The organism is Methylobacterium sp. NFXW15, from assembly GCF_049887755.1.
GTDB lineage: Bacteria > Pseudomonadota > Alphaproteobacteria > Rhizobiales > Beijerinckiaceae > Methylobacterium.
The window spans coordinates 180,714-196,929 of the sequence record NZ_JAGEKG010000004.1 but is presented as its reverse complement, the minus strand read 5'-3'; the positions used below and the strand labels follow the sequence as shown (position 1 = coordinate 196,929).

The following is a 16,216-nucleotide window of genomic DNA, read 5'->3' as shown; positions in this document are numbered from 1 at the left end:
AAACTTCCAGGTATTCCGCGATATGCGGGCGTGCCGGTGCGGGATAGGCGATGACAGCCACCACCGACTTGATCGGCCTGACCCTGGCCTTCTACGGGGCGATGCCGCCGCCAAAGCCTCCGCGCCCCGAGCGCGATGGGCCGACTTGGGCGGCCGCCGTCCTGATCGGCGTGGTCTGCATCGCCACGGTCGGGCCGATGTTCACGATCTGGAGCTTTCACCGGCCGCATGAGGCGGCGAAAGCGCGTTGCCTGCACGCGGGCGGACGCATCGTGTACAGCGCGCTCGACGGCAGCGGCTTCCGCTGCGACCCGCCACTGAAGAACTGACGACTTCTCCGCGATTCGGGCGGACTTACGCCAAGGCTGGGCTATATCGCCGGAAGGCTTCAGCCCGCAGGATGCAAGTGGACCACGTCGTCTTCCGCTGGATCAACTCGACCGCGTTGCTGCGCGCGGATGTCGAAGCGCTTGTCGGCATCGCGCTCGCGCTCGCGGTGACTCTTCACGCCCTGCTGCGCAAGCGCCGGGTAAGCGTGGCGGTCGGCTGGATCGGCCTAGCATGGCTTTCGCCAGTCTTCGGTTCGGCCCTGTACCTCCTGCTCGGGATCAACCGGGTCTACCGGCGGGCGCGCAAGATGCGCGGGCGGCCTTCCGAGGCGGTGCCGCCGCCCGATACCGACGATGAGGTCGTGCCGAGGGAACTGTGGCCCCTCGACCGGGCGATCCGGCGGATCACCGGGGCGCCCGCGCTCAAGGGCAACCGGATGCGGATGTTCCGCAATGGCGATGAGGCCTATCCGGAAATGCTCGCAGCGATCCGCGCGGCGCGGGCCAGCATCGCCATGACGAGCTACATCTTCAAGGACGATGAGACCGGGCGCGAGTTCTGTACGGCCCTGGCCGAGGCGCAGGGTCGGGGCGTCGAGGTGCGGGTCATCATCGATGGCATCGGCGGCGGGTATTTCCTCACCCCCGCCTACAAGCGCCTGCGGGCGGCGGGCGTGCCCGCTGCCCTGTTCATGCATTCCGCCCTGCCGTGGCGAATGCCGTTCCTGAACCTGCGCAATCACAAGAAGCTGCTGATCCTCGATGGGCTCACCGCCTACACCGGTGGGCTGAACATCGCCCAGGCGAACCGTATCTCGACGAAGCCTGAGCACCCGATCCGCGACATCCACTACTTCGTGGAAGGACCGGTCGTGGATCAATTGGCCACCGCCTTCGCGGCCGATTGGGCTTTCGCGGACGGTGAGAATCTCGACGGGCCGCCCTGGTTCATGGAGGCACCGGCCGTCGGTCAGACGGTGGCTCGCGCCGTCACCTCAGGGCCGGATGCGGACGTGCAGAAGATCGAGCAGGTGGTGATCCAGGCGCTCGGGTGCGCACGGCGGCGGGTCCGCATCGCCACGCCCTACTTCCTGCCGGATGAATTGGTGACCGGCGCCCTGATGCAGGCTTCGACGCGCGGTGTTACCGTCGAGGTCGTCATTCCCGCCGTCAGCGATCATCGCTTCATCGATTGGGCGATGCGCGCCCATCTCGACGTGCTGATCCGGTCCGGGGTTCGGGTCTATCTCGATCGCGATGCGTTCGACCACGCCAAGGCCATGGTCGTCGACGACGTGTGGTGCTTCGTCGGCAGCGCCAACTGGGACATGCGCAGCTTCCGCCTCAACTTCGAGCTGAACGTCGAAGTGATCGACGAGGCACTGGCCGCCCAGATCGATGCGCTGATCGTGTCCAAGATGGATCTGCCACTTACGGTGCGGGATCTCGAAGGGCGGTCCTTGCCCGTTCGCCTGCGCGACGCAGCCGTTCGGCTGCTGCTGCCATACCTCTGAGCGGTCGGCGCGCTTCCGGCTCCGGACAGAGATGGACGACGATGGGACGGTGGTCCGAGGGGCCGCGCGGCAGGACGGCGCTCTCACGGCAGACGAGGCCGCGGGCGAGGCAGCGGTCGAGGCGCAGGGGTAGCACCTCGATCATCGCATGGGTCGGGCGGCGCGGACCGATATCCCGGAAGCCCGGCACCATGGCGGGGCCCACGATGTTGTAATCGCCCAGAACGGCCGCGCGCGGCGGTAGGCTCGCGACGATTCGGCGAAGCTGGCGCCGATTCAGAACTTGGCCGTGGGACAGATGCACGTTTGCGACGCCGAACGTGCCGAGGTCCAGCACTTGGCAGACGCGGTGGACGATGGCACCCGAGGGCAGCGTGACCGTACGCGGCGGTGCCGGAAAGGGATTGGGGCTCCACATGGCGAGGCCGTGGATCCGGCCCGGTAGAGGCGCCCAGGCGTAATGCCCGCCGACCCGGTCCTTCACGAAGCCGATACCGCGCGTCGCCTCCTGCATCAGCAGCAGGTCCGGTTTTTCCTGCTCGATCAGGGCGACGACATCCTCGATCGCCGCACCGACCCGCCGCAGGAGGTTCCAGCTGACGATCTTGAAGGCGGGCGCCTCCCGGCCGAGGCTTTCGGGCACTATGGGCCGGGCCGTTGCGAGTTCCGGCGCATCCGCAAGGGTGGGTTTCGTCATCGAGCCCGACCGTACCGCATCCATCCGGCCTCCCCGCCGCCGCACGCCAACGTTTCTCAGCCCGGTCCGTTCGATGCCGGGTTCGCTGCGCTTGCGTCAGGATCCTGGCACACGTGAGGCCGGAAGCATCCTGGAAACCACGCCGCGATCACATCTGCCCGCAGAGGGATTATTTCGCACCCCGCGAAGGTCGTCCGGCGTGCGCCAACGGCCACGATGTGCTTTAGACCGCAGCGATATTGCCGCGCGGTCCAACCGGGCCGTGCGAATTTTCCAGGAGTTTCACGTGGCTGCACAGAAGCGTCACTACAGCCTCGCCGCCGCGGCCCTCGCCTTGTTCGGGGGCGCCCTCACTCAGGCGCAGGCCGCCCAATGCGGGAACAGCGCGGGTGGGTTCGAGAACTGGAAGCGGGAATTCATCGCCGAGAACCGTGGCAGGGCCAGCGCGGCGAGCCTGGATGCCCTCGCGGGGACGACCTACTCCACAGCGACGATCTCCGCCGACCGGGGTCAGCACAGCTTCAAGCTATCCCTCGACCAGTTCATGGCCAAGCGCGGCGCCGCGACGATCGTGAAGCGTGGTCGCGCCCTCAAGCGCACCAATGCCGCGCTCTTCGACTCCATCGAGCAGCGTTACGGCGTGCCGCCCGGCCCGCTTCTGGCGATCTGGGGCATGGAGACCGGTTTCGGCGCCGTGAAGGGTAACGTGAACACCCTCTCGGCCGTAGCCACTCTCGCCTACGATTGCCGCCGCTCGGAGTACTTCACCGACCAGTTGCGCGCCGCCCTCACCCTGGTGGATCGGGGAATCCTGTCGGCGAGCACGCGGGGCGCCGCCCATGGCGAGGTCGGCCACACGCAGTTCCTGCCGAAGAACGTGTTGAATTACGGCACGGGCGGCGACCTGAACAATGTCGGTGCGGCCCTCTCGTCTACGGCGAACTTCCTGAAGGCCCATGGCTGGCAGCGGGGCGCGGGCTACCAGCCCGGAGAGCCGAACTTCGCCGCGCTCCAGGGCTGGAACGCCGCGCAGGTCTACCAAAAGGCTATCGCCCTCATCGGCCGCCAGATCGATCAGGACTGAGATACGAACGATACCGGAACCAGGGGGCGGGCCATCGCGGCCCGCCCCTTTTCGTTTCAGGCGTGAACCAAGCCGCGCTTCTTGCCCAAAGCCTCTTCGACGGTGCCGGAGCCATCGAGATAGCCGTGGACCTTCGGGTTCGGCATGATCAGCGAGGCGATGAAGGCGATCCCGAGCATCACCGTCACGTACCAGAAGAACGTGCCCTCCATTCCCGAGTCCTTGAACCACAGGGCCACGAACTCGGCTGTGCCGCCGAATATCGCGTTGGCGATCGCGTAGGACAGGCCGACGCCGAGCGCGCGGACGTTGGTGGGGAAAAGCTCCGCTTTTACGATGCCGCTGATGCCGGTGTAGAACGAGATCACCGCCAGCCCGAGGGTGATCATCGCGAAGGCGAGATAGGGATCCTTGTTCGTGCCGAGGAATGACATCAGCGGCACAACCATCAGCATGCCGAGGCCGCTATAGAGGATCATGTTCGCCTTGCGGCCGATCTTATCCGAAAGGGCGCCGAAAATCGGCTGGATCAACATGTAGACCAACAGGACCCAGGTCATCACCTGAGACGCCGACGTCTTTGGCATGCCTGCGGTATTGACCAGATACTTTTGCATGTAAGTCGTGAAGGTGTAGAAGCTGAGCGAGCCACCGGCGGTGTAGGCGAGGACGACGCAGAATGCTCGCCAGTGCTTGAACAGGGCGCTGAACGTGCCCGCGTTCTCCTTATCGCCGCCCTCCTTCGTCTCGGCGAGCGAGCGACGGAGATAGAGGGCGACGACGGCCAGCACCGCACCGATGAAGAACGGGATGCGCCAGCCGAAGGCGGTCAGCTGCTCGGCGGTCATGAAGGCTTGCAGCGTCACCAGCACCAGCGAGGCTAGAAGCTGGCCACCGATCAAGGTCACGTACTGGAATGAGGCGAAGAACCCGCGACGGCCCTTGATCGCCACCTCGCTCATATACGTCGCGGAGGTGCCGTACTCGCCGCCCACGGACAGGCCCTGGAGCATGCGGGCGAGCAATAGCAGCACCGGGGCGAGCGTTCCCACGGTGGCGTAGGTCGGCAGGATGCCGATGAGCAGCGAGCCGAAGCACATCATCAGCACGGAGACGATCATGGAGGTCCGGCGGCCGACACGATCGCCGATCCGCCCGAACAGCCACCCGCCCACGGGCCGCATGAAGAAGCCCACCGCGAAGATGCCCGCCGTCTGAAGCAATTGGCTCGTGGCGTCGCCCTTCGGGAAGAAGGCCGGGGCGAAATACAGGGCGAAGAAGGCGTAGCAGTAGAAGTCGTACCACTCGACGAGATTGCCGGAGGACGAGCCGACGATAGCCATGATGCGGCGGCGTTTATCGGCAGCGTCGTGTTCGTCCGACGTGATGCCGATGCGGCCAGCAGGGGTAACGGACATGGCGTCTCCAACGTTTATGTCGCCGGTTCCTGCCCGGCGTCTTGGGCGTGACGGGACGTTACAGGCCGGATCATTTGCCGCAAGGCACGCAGGGATTTCCCCGTGGAGAGCCCGCTCCGTTGTCACCCGCTGTTCGATGGGCGCCGGAACGGTTTCCTGTCACTCCCCGTTCCGGCCCGGGTCGAGCGCAAGGTTGGCGCACCCTCGGTTGGACGAGGACGAGACATGAACAGAATTCTTCGCGGCACCGTGACTGCAGCCATCATCATGGCAGGCGCGACGACAGCCTTCGCCCAGGGCGGTCCTGGTGGTGGGGGCGCAGGTGGCGGTGGGGCTGGCGGCGCGGGTGCCGGCGGCGCGGCGGCTGGTCCCGGCGGTGGTGGCGGTCCGGGCGGCGGCGCCAGCGGCGGACCAGCTGCGGGCGGACCCGGTGCTGGTGGAGCCGGCGGCGGCGCGGGCGGTATGCGCGGCGGCGAGGGCGGCGGGCGTGGTCCGGCTGCGGGCGGCGCCGAGCGTGGCGGACCCGCCGAGCAAGGCGGACCGGCTGGACGCGCGGGCGGCCCGGCTGAGCGTGGCGCTCAAGAGCGTGGCGGCGCCGAGCGCGGCGGGGCTGAGCACGGCGAGCGAGGCGACCGGAACGGCGCTGCCGAGCGTGGTGATCGCAACGGGCCGGGTGCCGATGGCGACCGCCGTGGTGCCGAGCGCGGGCCGGGCGCCCGTGGCAGCCGTGATGCCGCTGGCCCGGCGCGGGGCGGTTACACCCGTCTCGATACGGCGAAGCGCACCGAGTTCCGCCAATCGATCACGCGCGTCGGGGGCGTCTCCCGCCTCGACCGTGTCGATTTCGCCCTGAGCGTCGGCACGGCCATCCCGCGTTCGGTGCGTCTGCACCGTTTGCCCCCGGCCATCGTCTCGCTGGTTCCGGCCTACGAGGGCTACGACTTCATCCTCGTGCGTGACGAGATCATCATCATCGATCCCGACACCTACGAGATCGTGGACGTGATCCCGGCGTAATCCATCATCACCGCCCGCCGTCGAGAAGCTTCGAGACGACGCGGGCGGTGTAATCGACCATCGGCACGATGCGGGCATAGTTCAGCCGCGTCGGGCCGATGACGCCGACCACCCCGACGATCTTCTGCGAGCCGTCGCGGAAGGGCGCGGCGATCAGTGACGAGCCCGAGAGCGAGAACAGCTTGTTTTCGGAGCCGATGAAGATGCGTACCCCCTCCCCCTGCTCGGCGCGGGCCAGGAGGTCGATGACGTCCTTCTGCGTTTCCAGATCGTTGAACAGCAGGCGAATCCGCTCAAGATCCTCGGCGGCCCGCAGGTCGTCCAGCAAGTTGGCCTGCCCCCGAACGATGAGCTGGCGCGCTTCCGACGGGCCGACTGGTGTCGCGAGCCCGGCATCGACGAGCCGCTCGGTCAACTCGTCCAATTCGCGCTTCTTGGCGAGGCGGCCCGCCTCGATCTCCGCCCTCAGCACGCCGAGCGTCCGCCCGGCGAGACGGGCGTTGAGATAGTTCGTCGCCTCCTGCAAAGCCCCCGCCGGAAGACCCGGCGGCAGATCGAGCAAGCGATTTTCGACGGTGCCGTCGTCAGAGACCAGCACCACGAGGGCGCGGGCGGGGTCGAGCCGGACGAACTCGATATGCTTCAGGCTCGCATTGGCTTTGGTGGTGAGCACCACGCCCGCCCCGCGCGAGACGCCCGAGAGCAGGCTCGATGCCTCGGTGAGCGCAGATTCGAAGGTATGGCGCGAGGCGACCGCGCGCATCTGCCCCTCGATCCGGTCCTTCTCATCCTGCCCGACATCGCCGAGTTCGAGCATCGCGTCGACGAAGAAGCGCAGCCCCTGCTCGGTCGGGAGGCGACCCGCCGAGGCGTGAGGCGCGAAGATCAGCCCGGAATGTTCGAGATCCGCCATGACGTTACGGATCGAGGCCGGCGACAGGGCCATGGGTAGGATGCGCGCAAGGTTGCGCGATCCCACGGGCTCGCCATTTGTCAGATAGCTTTCCACGATCTGGCGGAAGATCTCCCGGGCGCGCTCGTTGAGGGCCGAGAGGGCTTGCATCGATTGGTTTTGGTGAATGTCCAAGTGCGGATGTGTCATGACGGGGTTACCTGGGCGCCGATCATGTCCGCCCACGGCCTTCGGATCAATCCGCTGCTTGCCCGGCGCGGCGGTGCGGCCTATGAGCCCCGCCCATCTCTCTCATATGGAAAGGGCCTCGCATGCGGCCATCCAACCGTGCCGCCGACGCGCTGCGGCCCGTGACCCTCGAACGCGCCGTCGCGCGCTATGCCGAAGGCTCCTGCCTCGTCAGTTTCGGCAATACCAAGGTGCTGTGCACAGCCTCCCTGGAAGAGCGCGCGCCGCCGTGGCTGCGCGGTTCCGGCCGGGGTTGGGTGACCGCCGAATATGCGATGCTGCCACGCGCCACCCATGAGCGCACCCGCCGCGAGGTGAATTCCGGCAAGCCCTCCGGCCGCACGCAGGAGATTCAAAGGCTGATCGGCCGCAGCCTTCGCGCCGTCACCAACCTGTCGGCGATCACCGACAAGCAGATCACGGTGGATTGCGATGTGATCCAGGCCGATGGCGGCACCCGCACCGCTGCCATCACCGGCGCCTGGGTGGCTTTGCACGATTGCTTCACCTGGATGCGCAGCCGCTCCATGATCTCGGTCGATCCGCTGCGCGATCATGTCGCCGCCGTCTCCTGCGGCATCTACAAGGGTACTCCGGTCCTCGATCTCGAATATGAGGAGGACTCCGCGGCCGATACGGACGCGAACTTCGTCCTGACCGGCAAGGGCGGTATCGTCGAGGTGCAGGGCACCGCCGAGGCCGAGCCCTTCACCGAGGCGCAGCTTATGGAGATGCTGCGACTGGCCCGGGCGGGGACCGAGCGGCTCGTCGCCTTGCAGAAAGAGGCCATCGCATGAGGCGTCAACTCACCGGCAAGGTGGTCATCGCCACCCACAATGCGGGCAAGCTTGCGGAGATGCGCGAGCTTCTGGAGCCGTTCGGCATCGAAGCCGTCTCTGCGGGCGAACTCGGCCTGCCGGAGCCGGACGAGACCGGCACGATGTTCGCCGAAAACGCGGCGATCAAGGCGCATGCCGCCGCCCGCGCCACGAACCTCCCTGCCTTCGCCGACGATTCCGGCCTGTGTGTCGATGCCCTTGACGGGGCGCCGGGCATCTTCTCCGCCCGTTGGGCCGGGCCGACAAAGGATTTCTCCGGGGCAATGGCCCGGATCTTTTCCGAGTTGGAGACGCGCGGGGCCACGAACCGCAAGGCGCATTTCGTCTCCGCCCTCGTTCTTGCATGGCCCGATGGTCATACGGAATTGTTCGAGGGCCGCGTGTTCGGAGATCTCGTAGAGCCGCGCGGCACTGCAGGGTTCGGCTATGATCCGCTGTTCAAGCCGGAAGGCCATGACCGCACGTTCGGCGAAATGACGGCCGAGGAAAAGCACGGCGTCGATTGGCAATCGGGCAAGGGATTGTCGCACCGGGCGCGGGCCTTCGTGGACCTCGCGCGAGACTGCCTCCCATCGACGGGGCGGACTTGACCCTTACCATCCCGGACCACCCCACCCGCGACGCGGGGTTCGGGGTGTACCTGCATTGGCCGTTCTGCGCGGCCAAGTGCCCATATTGCGACTTCAACAGCCACGTCCGCCATGCGGGCGTCGACGAGGCACGCTTCCTTGCAGCTTTCCGCGCCGAGATGGCGCATGTCGCCGCCCGTGTGCCGGGGCGCGAGGTCACGAGCATCTTTCTCGGCGGCGGTACGCCGTCCTTGATGAAGCCCGAGACGGTGGCGGGCCTTCTCGATTCCGTAGCGGAGCATTGGCGTATTGCGCCGGGCGCCGAGGTGACGCTGGAAGCCAACCCTTCGAGCGTCGAGGCCGGGCGCTTCCGGGGATACCGGGCCGCCGGGGTGAACCGTGTGTCGCTCGGCGTTCAGGCTCTGGACGATGCCTCGCTGAAAGCCCTTGGACGCCTCCACAATGCGCAGGAAGCCTTCGCGGCGATCACCGTCGCGCAGAGCACGTTCGAACGCACGTCCTTCGACTTGATCTACGCCCGCCCCCAGCAGAGCCCCGCCGCGTGGCGGGCCGAACTGACCGAGGCGATCGCGCGGGCAGCCGAGCATCTGTCGCTCTACCAACTGACCATTGAGCCGGGCACTCCGTATTACGGCCTCGCCGCGGCGGGCAAGCTGGTGACGCCCGATGAGGACGTGTCCCGCGCCCTCTACGACGTGACACAGGAGGTCTGCGACGCGGCCGGACTTCCGGCTTACGAGATTTCCAATCACGCCCGTCCGGGCGCCGAGGCGCGGCACAACCTGCTTTACTGGCGATATGGCGAGTATGCGGGCATCGGCCCCGGCGCGCATGGCCGTCTCGTCACGGCGGAGGGCCGGATCGGCACCGTGACCGAACGCATGCCCGAGGCATGGCTCGCCCGTGTCGAGGCCGACGGTCATGGCATCACGGAGACGGAGGCCCTCGACCCTCCCGCGCAGGCCGACGAATTCCTCGTCATGGGTCTGCGTCTGATCGAGGGCATCGACCCGGCCCGCTATGCCGCCCTCAAGGGTAGGCCGCTCGATGCCGGGAGGATTGCGGCCCTGGTGCAGGACGGACTGCTCAGTGCCAAGCCCGATGGCCGCATCGCCGCGACCGCCGCCGGGGCTCCCGTTCTCAATGCACTCGTCGCGGAGCTGGCGCGATAGAGCCGTGTCCGACCGGGTTGAGCCGCATTCAACGACGACATCTTCGTTGTCATCGCTTCGCTGCGCTCGCAATGACGGAAGCCCAGGAGCCAACTGGGTCGGCTGAGGCTCTAGAGAACGCCCCTTCCCAGCCTGGCCTTACCCCAAGGTGCCCACATCAGCGGGCTCAGCGGGAGGTCGAGAGGGGGAATTGCACCCCCTCACATTGCCTTCAGTTCAACACCACGACCTTCGCGCCGACATTCACCCGGCTGAACAGGTCGATGGCGTCCTGGTTGATCATGCGGATACAACCGGACGACACGCTCTTGCCGATGGAGAAAGGCTCGAGGGTGCCGTGGATGCGGAACAGCGTGTCCTTGTTGCCCTGCCAGAGATACATGGCGCGGGCACCGAGCGGGTTGCGCAGGCCGCCGGATACGCCGAGGCCGCTCTGAAGCTTATCGACCTCGCTGGCGAGCTTCGGGCTGCGGGCGATCATTTCCTTGGGCGGATACCAATCCGGCCAGGCCTGCTTGGAGTTGATGGTCGCCGAGCCGGACCACGAGAAGCCCTGCTTGCCGACGCCGACGCCGTAGCGGCGGGCCCGGCCGCCCTCCTGCACGAGGGTCAGCTGATGGGCGCGAGGGTCCACGATGATCGTGCCGGGCTCGTAGGGGCCGTTATAGGCGATCTCCTGCCGTAGGTAGGCCGGGCTCATCTTCTTGTAATCGAAGGCGCGGACGGGGAAGACGTCGTCCTCGATCGGGCCGTAGGCCTTAGCGTAATCGATCGGGCCGTTATCGGGCGCACGGAGAACGGCCTTGGCCTTGGCAGCCTCGATCGGCGAAAGGGCCGGATCGCCGGACGCCTCGGGCTGAACCAGCGCGGCCTGCCGGGTGGGCGGAGCTTGCACGGCGGGGGCCGGAACCGGCGCGGCAGCGGCGGGCGTGGCCTGCCGGTCGAACACGGCGCGGCCGAACTCGATGCGGCCGCTGTAAGGCACGTAGCGCTCGCCGCGCTTCAGGTAATAGGCACCGCTCTGGTCCTGATAGAGCCGGTCGAAATCGGGATCGACCCGTGCATCGACAGCGGCGGTGCGGGTCTGTGCGAGGGCGGGTGCGGCCGTCGCGCAGGCGGCGAGGCCAGCGAGCAGCAGAAGGCGGAACGGGGCGGACATAGTCGGTCTTCCTGAAAGACAAGTGCGGACGCGGGCGGGATCGGCCGTCGGCTATCCGGTCAAGCTTCTGCAAGACTTACAAACACGCTCCGTCGCCGCCAAGCGCGGCCATGCCATACCCGCCCCGCGTGTGCGCCGGAATCAGGCTTTCCGGCCGCCTGTTGCATGAGTGCAGCAAGTTAATCCCACCGCGCCACGCGAAATTCCAGCAGCGCTCGTTTGCCCATCACACCTGCCTCGTTCGGCGTCAGGAACCCCGCATGCCCGTCGCCGATCGCTGGCACGCGCCGTGCATGGCTGTGTGTGCCGCCTCTGATGCGGCGCGCGGAGCAACGGCGCTTCGCAGAGCGGACGGTGTGAGTCCGGACCCCCGGCATGTGCGGCCGCGTCGCGGCTTGCAAACTCTGACGAGCACCTCACCCATGGCGAGCTTCAAGACGGTCATGAAGTCGGGCCACCCCCCGACCCTGTTTGCAGCGTTCCTGTATTTCGATTTCTGCTTCGCGATCTGGGTGCTGAACGGCGCGATGGGCCCGTTCATCACCGAGACCTACAAGCTGACCCCGGCCCAGACCGGCTTCATGATCTCTCTGCCGATCCTTGCAGGTGCGATCATGCGCTTCCCGCTGGGCGTCCTCGCCCAGTACATCGGCCGCAAGAACGCCGCCCTCACCGAGATGGGCGTGATCGTCCTGGCGATGGCCTACGGCTTCTTCTTCGTCTCATCCTACAATGACGTGCTCGCTATGGGCGTGCTGCTCGGCATCGCGGGCGCCTCCTTCGGCGTTGCCCTGTCGCTCGGCTCGGGCTGGTTCCCGCCGGAGCACAAGGGTCTCGCCATGGGCATCGCGGGTGCCGGTAATTCCGGCACTGTGCTTGCCGTGCTGTTCGCACCGCCTCTGGCGCAGATGTACGGATGGCAGGCCGTCTACGGTTTCGCGGGCGTCGTGATGCTCCTGCCGATCGCCGTGATGATCGCTCTGGCGAAGGAGCCGCCGGATTGCCACGGCCAGTCCTTCAAGGACCATATCTCCTGTCTGTTCACGAAGGACGGCTGGGCCTTCTCGCTCATCTACATCATTACCTTCGGCGGCTTCATCGGCCTGTCGAACTTCCTGCCGACCTTCTTCTACGAGCAGTTCTCGGTCACGAAGGTCGAGGCCGGGCGGCTCACGATGCTTGCCGCCCTGATGGGATCGGGCATCCGCATCGCGGGCGGCTACTTCGCCGACCGGCTCGGCGGCGTGGCGGTTCTGTCGGTGGTGCTGCTGGCGTCGGTGGCGGCCTTCCTCGCCCTCACCGTGAACCCCTCGCTCACCGCGACGACCCTCCTGTTCATGTTCTGCTTCGCGGCTCTTGGCGCGGGCAACGGCGCGCTCTTCCAGCTGGTGCCCCTGCGGTGGCCGAACAACACCGCCGTGGCGGGCTCGATGATCGGCGAGATCGGCGCGCTGGGCGGAGCGATCCTTCCCAACGTGATGGGTCTGTCGAAGCAATATACCGGGCACTTCGCGACCGGCTTCGTGATTTACGCTGTCTTCGCCGCTCTGGTGCTCGGATGCCTCGCCCTGTGGCAGCGCAATTGGGTCGGCTCCTGGGTCGGACCGCGCGGCAAGGCGCTGACGGCCACGGCCCCCGAACAGAGCGGGAAACTCCAAACCGCGACCGCCTGAAGCCCATCATTGAGATTGCATTCGGACGGGGGCCTTCGCGGCCCCCGTTCACGTTTCGGCGCCTCCCGCTTTGACGGAAGCGCTCATAGGCTGTTGCCAAGAGAGTGAAGACCGGATTGAATAACGTATAAGAAATGCCGCTCGGCCCCTGGGCGTGAGACGGCATTCGGCACGACGGACGAAAAGTCCGCGGCCGTCGCTTGGGAGGATTGGGCGATGATGAAGCGCGTGAGCGCCACCAATGGTGTGCTCGGCCTGCTCTGCCTCATGTATTTCATCACCTACCTCGACAGGGTGAACCTGGCGACGGCCGGCACGGTGATGATGCACGACCTCGGCATGTCGAAGACCGAGTTCGGTCTGATGCTGTCGGCCTTCGCCTATCCTTACGCGATCTTCCAAGTCATCGGCGGATCGGTGGGAGATCGATTCGGCGCGCGGCGGACTCTGATGATCTGTGGCATCATCTGGGCTCTTGCCACGGTGCTGACCGGCATGGTCGGCGGACTGGTGAGCCTTTTCCTCGCCCGCGTGCTTCTCGGCTTCGGTGAGGGCGCGACCTTCCCCACCGCGACCCGGGCGATGCAGAACTGGACGCCGCCGGGCAAGCGCGGCTTCGCCCAGGGCATCACCCACGCCTTCGCCCGATTCGGCAACGCGGTCGCCCCGCCGATCGTCGCCTTTCTGATCTACCACTTCGGCTGGCGGGTGAGCTTCTACGTGCTCGGCGTCGCCAGCTTCGTGTGGGTCGTCATCTGGTACCTGTATTTCCGGGACGACCCGTCGGATCACCCGGCCATCACGAAGAAGGAACTCGAGACGCTGCCGGAGCCGCGTAAGGTGGGCGTGCGCCAGAACGTGCCGTGGGGCGCCCTCACCCGCCGGATCTTGCCGGTAACGATCACCTACTTCTGCTACGGCTGGACCCTGTGGCTGTTCCTCGGCTGGCTGCCGACCTTCTTCAAGGAGAGCTACCAGCTCGATCTGAAAAACTCGGCGCTGTTCGCCTCTGGGGTGTTCTTCGCGGGCGTGGTCGGCGACACGGTCGGCGGCATCGCGAGCGACAAGATCGGTCACATGACCGGCAACGTGAAGCTCGCCCGGCTCTCGGTGATCGTGGTCGGCTTCCTCGGCGCGGCTGCGAGCCTGACGGAAGTGTTCTTCACCCGCGATCTCACGCTGGTGGCCCTGCTCCTGTCTTCCGGGTTCTTCTTCTCGGAACTGATCATCGGCCCGATCTGGTCCGTGCCCATGGACATCGCCCCGAAATACGCGGGCACCGCGAGCGGACTGATGAACACTGGCTCGGCAGTGGCGGCCATCGTCTCACCCATCGTGTTCGGCTTCATCGTCGATCGCACGGGAAGCTGGACCCTGCCGTTCATCGGCTCCATCGGACTGTGTTTGCTCGGGGCGGTCCTCGCCTTCACCATGCATCCCGAGCGTGAATTCGTGGATCCGCCGGTCGAACCGACCGGCCGGGTCGCCGGTATGCCCGCCGGAGAGTAAGGCCATGGCCAGCGCTGCGAGCGAACGTCACGGTCCCCTGGCCGGCATGCGGGTGATCGAACTCGCACACATCATGGCGGGGCCTGTCTGCGGGCTGATGCTCGCCGACATGGGCGCCGAGGTCATCAAGGTCGAAAAGCTCGACGGTGACGACACGCGCCGCACGGTGCCCCCCGCCCTCGACGGCGAGAGCGCGGCCTACATGATGATGAACCGGGGCAAGCGCGGCTTAAGCCTCGATCTCAAGGCACCGGAGGGCGTCGCCGTGCTGAGGCGGCTCCTCGGCAACGCCGATGCGCTGATCGAAAACTATCGCGCGGGCACGATGGAACGTCTCGGCCTCGGCTACGAGAGCCTGCGCGAAGAGTTCCCCGGCCTTGTCTATTGCTCGCTCTCGGGTTTCGGCCGTAGCGGCCCCTATGCCGACCGCGCGGGTTTCGATCTCGTCGCGCAGGGCATGAGCGGGCTCATGTCCGTGACCGGCGAAGGGCCCGGGCGACCGCCCATGAAGTGCGGACCGCCCGTCACCGACATCACCGCTGGGATCCTTGCCGCCATGGGTGTGCTCGCAGCCTACACGCGCCGCCTGAAGACCGGCCAGGGACAGGTCGTGGATACCTCGCTGTTCGAGGCGGGCATCACCCACACCTACTGGCAATCGGCCATTGCCATGGCGACGGGTGTCGCCCCTGGCCCAATGGGTTCAGCCCACCCGTTGAACGCACCCTATGAGGCGTTCGAGACGGCAGATGGCTGGATCACCATCGGCGCCGCCAACCAGACCAACTGGCTGCGCATGCTGAAGGCCATTGGCATGGAGACCCTCGCGGACGATCCGCGCTTCGCCCTCAACCGCGACCGTATGACGAATCGCGAGGTTCTGGCCGCGACCCTCGCCCCCGCCTTCCGCGAGCGCAGCTCGCAGGATTGGCTCGGACGACTCGAAGCCGAGGGCGTGCCGGCCGGGCCGGTGCTCGACGTGAACGCCATGCACCGTGACCCGCAGACGCTGGCTCGCGAGATGGTCGTGGAGGTGGAGCATTCCCGCGTTGGCCCGATGAAGACCCTCGGCTTGCCCGTGAAGTTCTCCGAGACGCCCGGTCGCGTTCACGGGCCCGCACCTCTTCTAGGCGAGCATTCCCGTGCCATCCTTGCGGAAGCCGGGTACGATGACGCCGCGATCGACGATCTGATCGCCCGCGGCATCGTGCGCGAAACCCGCGCCTGATCCCGATAAGCGGAGGCCCCGGATGAACGCTCACGCCCCCACAGACGAGTTGCTGTTCACGAAGGACGAGGCCGGTATTGCCCGCATCGTCTTGAACAGGCCGCAGGCGCGTAACGCCCTCACCTTCGCGATGTATCGCGGGCTGATCGCCTGCTGCGAGGACATCGCGGCCGATCCCTCGGTGAAGGTGCTCATCATCACGGGCGCAGGCGAGAAGGCTTTTGCCGCTGGCACCGACATCGCGCAATTCCGCACGTTCGCGACGGCGGAGGATGCGCTCGGCTACGAGCGGTTCATGGATCAGGTGCTGGGCGGGCTGGAGCGACTTCGTGTGCCGACCATCGCCGCCATCGCTGGAGCCTGCACAGGCGGCGGGGCCGCCATCGCGGCCTCATGCGATCTGAGGGTTGCCATCCGCGATGCACGGTTCGGCTTCCCGATCGCCCGCACGCTCGGCAATTGCCTGTCCCAGGCGAACCTCAAGCGGCTGTCGAACCTCATCGGTCCTGCGCGGGTGAAGGATATGATCTTCACCGCTCGGCTCGTGGGCGCGGACGAAGCGCTGGCCATCGGGCTCGTCGGTGAGGTTGTCGAGGATGCGGCGGCACTGACGGAGCGGGTGGATACCCTGGCCACCCTCCTGACCAATCATGCCCCGCTGACCATGCAGGCGACCAAGGAAGGCCTGCGCCGTCTCGCCGAGGAGGATGCCCTCTCCGAGGATGCACCGCGCCCCGGCGATGACCTGATCCTGCTCTGCTACATGAGCGAGGATTTCCGCGAAGGCATGGAAGCCTTCCTGGGCAAGCGTTCGCCGGACTGGAAGGGGCGCTAGCCGCCCGGCTT

At 66.7% G+C, this 16,216-nt stretch carries 15 protein-coding genes; 11 read left to right on the top strand and 4 right to left on the bottom strand.

What is annotated here, in order from left to right; genetic code table 11:
* Positions 1 to 50 precede the first annotated feature (50 nt).
* Positions 51 to 329, top strand: coding sequence for a hypothetical protein (locus J4O73_RS10945; RefSeq protein WP_426217202.1), 279 nt, complete (start codon positions 51 to 53; stop codon positions 327 to 329).
* Positions 330 to 406: 77 nt separating this feature from the next.
* A complete protein-coding gene (locus tag J4O73_RS10940) occupies positions 407 to 1,843 on the top strand; it encodes a phospholipase D-like domain-containing protein (protein WP_426217200.1) in 1,437 nt (478 codons plus the stop codon).
* Here J4O73_RS10940 and J4O73_RS10935 read toward each other — a convergent pair.
* Positions 1,761 to 2,540: an endonuclease/exonuclease/phosphatase family protein gene (locus tag J4O73_RS10935; protein WP_426217198.1), complete on the bottom strand. Its 780-nt coding sequence runs from the start codon at positions 2,538 to 2,540 to the stop codon at positions 1,761 to 1,763. The two genes, J4O73_RS10940 and J4O73_RS10935, sit on opposite strands and share 83 nt — an antisense overlap.
* A 334-nt stretch (positions 2,541 to 2,874) precedes the next feature.
* Here J4O73_RS10935 and J4O73_RS10930 point away from each other — a divergent pair, with 334 nt between their 5' ends.
* Positions 2,875 to 3,624, top strand: a complete 750-nt coding sequence (locus J4O73_RS10930; protein WP_426217727.1) for a lytic murein transglycosylase — start codon at positions 2,875 to 2,877, stop codon at positions 3,622 to 3,624.
* Between the two features lie 56 nt (positions 3,625 to 3,680).
* Here J4O73_RS10930 and J4O73_RS10925 read toward each other — a convergent pair whose 3' ends face one another.
* Positions 3,681 to 5,042, bottom strand: coding sequence for an MFS family transporter (locus J4O73_RS10925; RefSeq protein ID WP_426217196.1), 1,362 nt, complete (start codon positions 5,040 to 5,042; stop codon positions 3,681 to 3,683).
* A 225-nt stretch (positions 5,043 to 5,267) separates the two neighbouring features.
* Between J4O73_RS10925 and J4O73_RS10920 the strand changes: the two genes are divergently transcribed.
* A complete protein-coding gene (locus J4O73_RS10920) occupies positions 5,268 to 6,059 on the top strand; it encodes a DUF1236 domain-containing protein (RefSeq protein WP_426217194.1) in 792 nt (263 codons plus the stop codon).
* Between the two features lie 7 nt (positions 6,060 to 6,066).
* Here J4O73_RS10920 and hrcA read toward each other — a convergent pair whose 3' ends face one another.
* On the bottom strand, positions 6,067 to 7,122 hold the full coding sequence (hrcA, locus tag J4O73_RS10915) for a heat-inducible transcriptional repressor HrcA (protein ID WP_426217193.1): 1,056 nt from the start codon (positions 7,120 to 7,122) through the stop codon (positions 6,067 to 6,069).
* Between the two features lie 161 nt (positions 7,123 to 7,283).
* Here hrcA and rph point away from each other — a divergent pair, with 161 nt between their 5' ends.
* From rph to hemW, 3 genes are read left to right on the top strand one after another with little or no spacing between them, the layout of a single operon-like run.
* Positions 7,284 to 7,997, top strand: coding sequence for a ribonuclease PH (gene rph, locus J4O73_RS10910; protein WP_426217191.1), 714 nt, complete (start codon positions 7,284 to 7,286; stop codon positions 7,995 to 7,997).
* Positions 7,994 to 8,629, top strand: a complete 636-nt coding sequence (gene rdgB / locus J4O73_RS10905) for an RdgB/HAM1 family non-canonical purine NTP pyrophosphatase (protein WP_426217190.1) — start codon at positions 7,994 to 7,996, stop codon at positions 8,627 to 8,629. The genes rph and rdgB overlap by 4 nt, the downstream gene beginning before the upstream one ends.
* Positions 8,626 to 9,801, top strand: a complete 1,176-nt coding sequence (gene hemW / locus J4O73_RS10900; protein ID WP_426217188.1) for a radical SAM family heme chaperone HemW — start codon at positions 8,626 to 8,628, stop codon at positions 9,799 to 9,801. The genes rdgB and hemW overlap by 4 nt, the downstream gene beginning before the upstream one ends.
* 211 nt (positions 9,802 to 10,012) lie before the next feature.
* Here hemW and J4O73_RS10895 read toward each other — a convergent pair whose 3' ends face one another.
* Positions 10,013 to 10,960, bottom strand: coding sequence for a L,D-transpeptidase (locus J4O73_RS10895; protein WP_426217186.1), 948 nt, complete (start codon positions 10,958 to 10,960; stop codon positions 10,013 to 10,015).
* Between the two features lie 422 nt (positions 10,961 to 11,382).
* Between J4O73_RS10895 and J4O73_RS10890 the strand changes: the two genes are divergently transcribed.
* The 4 genes from J4O73_RS10890 to J4O73_RS10875 all read left to right on the top strand — a co-directional run bounded on the left by J4O73_RS10890 (position 11,383) and on the right by J4O73_RS10875 (position 16,205).
* On the top strand, positions 11,383 to 12,633 hold the full coding sequence (locus J4O73_RS10890; RefSeq protein ID WP_426217184.1) for an MFS transporter: 1,251 nt from the start codon (positions 11,383 to 11,385) through the stop codon (positions 12,631 to 12,633).
* A 216-nt stretch (positions 12,634 to 12,849) separates the two neighbouring features.
* Complete coding sequence (locus J4O73_RS10885; RefSeq protein ID WP_426217182.1) at positions 12,850 to 14,142, top strand: MFS transporter; 1,293 nt, start codon at positions 12,850 to 12,852, stop codon at positions 14,140 to 14,142.
* A 4-nt stretch (positions 14,143 to 14,146) separates the two neighbouring features.
* Positions 14,147 to 15,370 carry a CaiB/BaiF CoA transferase family protein gene (locus J4O73_RS10880; protein ID WP_426217180.1) on the top strand — a complete coding sequence of 408 codons (1,224 nt, stop codon included), beginning with the start codon at positions 14,147 to 14,149 and terminating at the stop codon, positions 15,368 to 15,370.
* A gap of 22 nt (positions 15,371 to 15,392) precedes the next feature.
* Positions 15,393 to 16,205, top strand: a complete 813-nt coding sequence (locus J4O73_RS10875) for an enoyl-CoA hydratase/isomerase family protein (protein WP_426217179.1) — start codon at positions 15,393 to 15,395, stop codon at positions 16,203 to 16,205.
* Positions 16,206 to 16,216 lie beyond the last annotated feature (11 nt).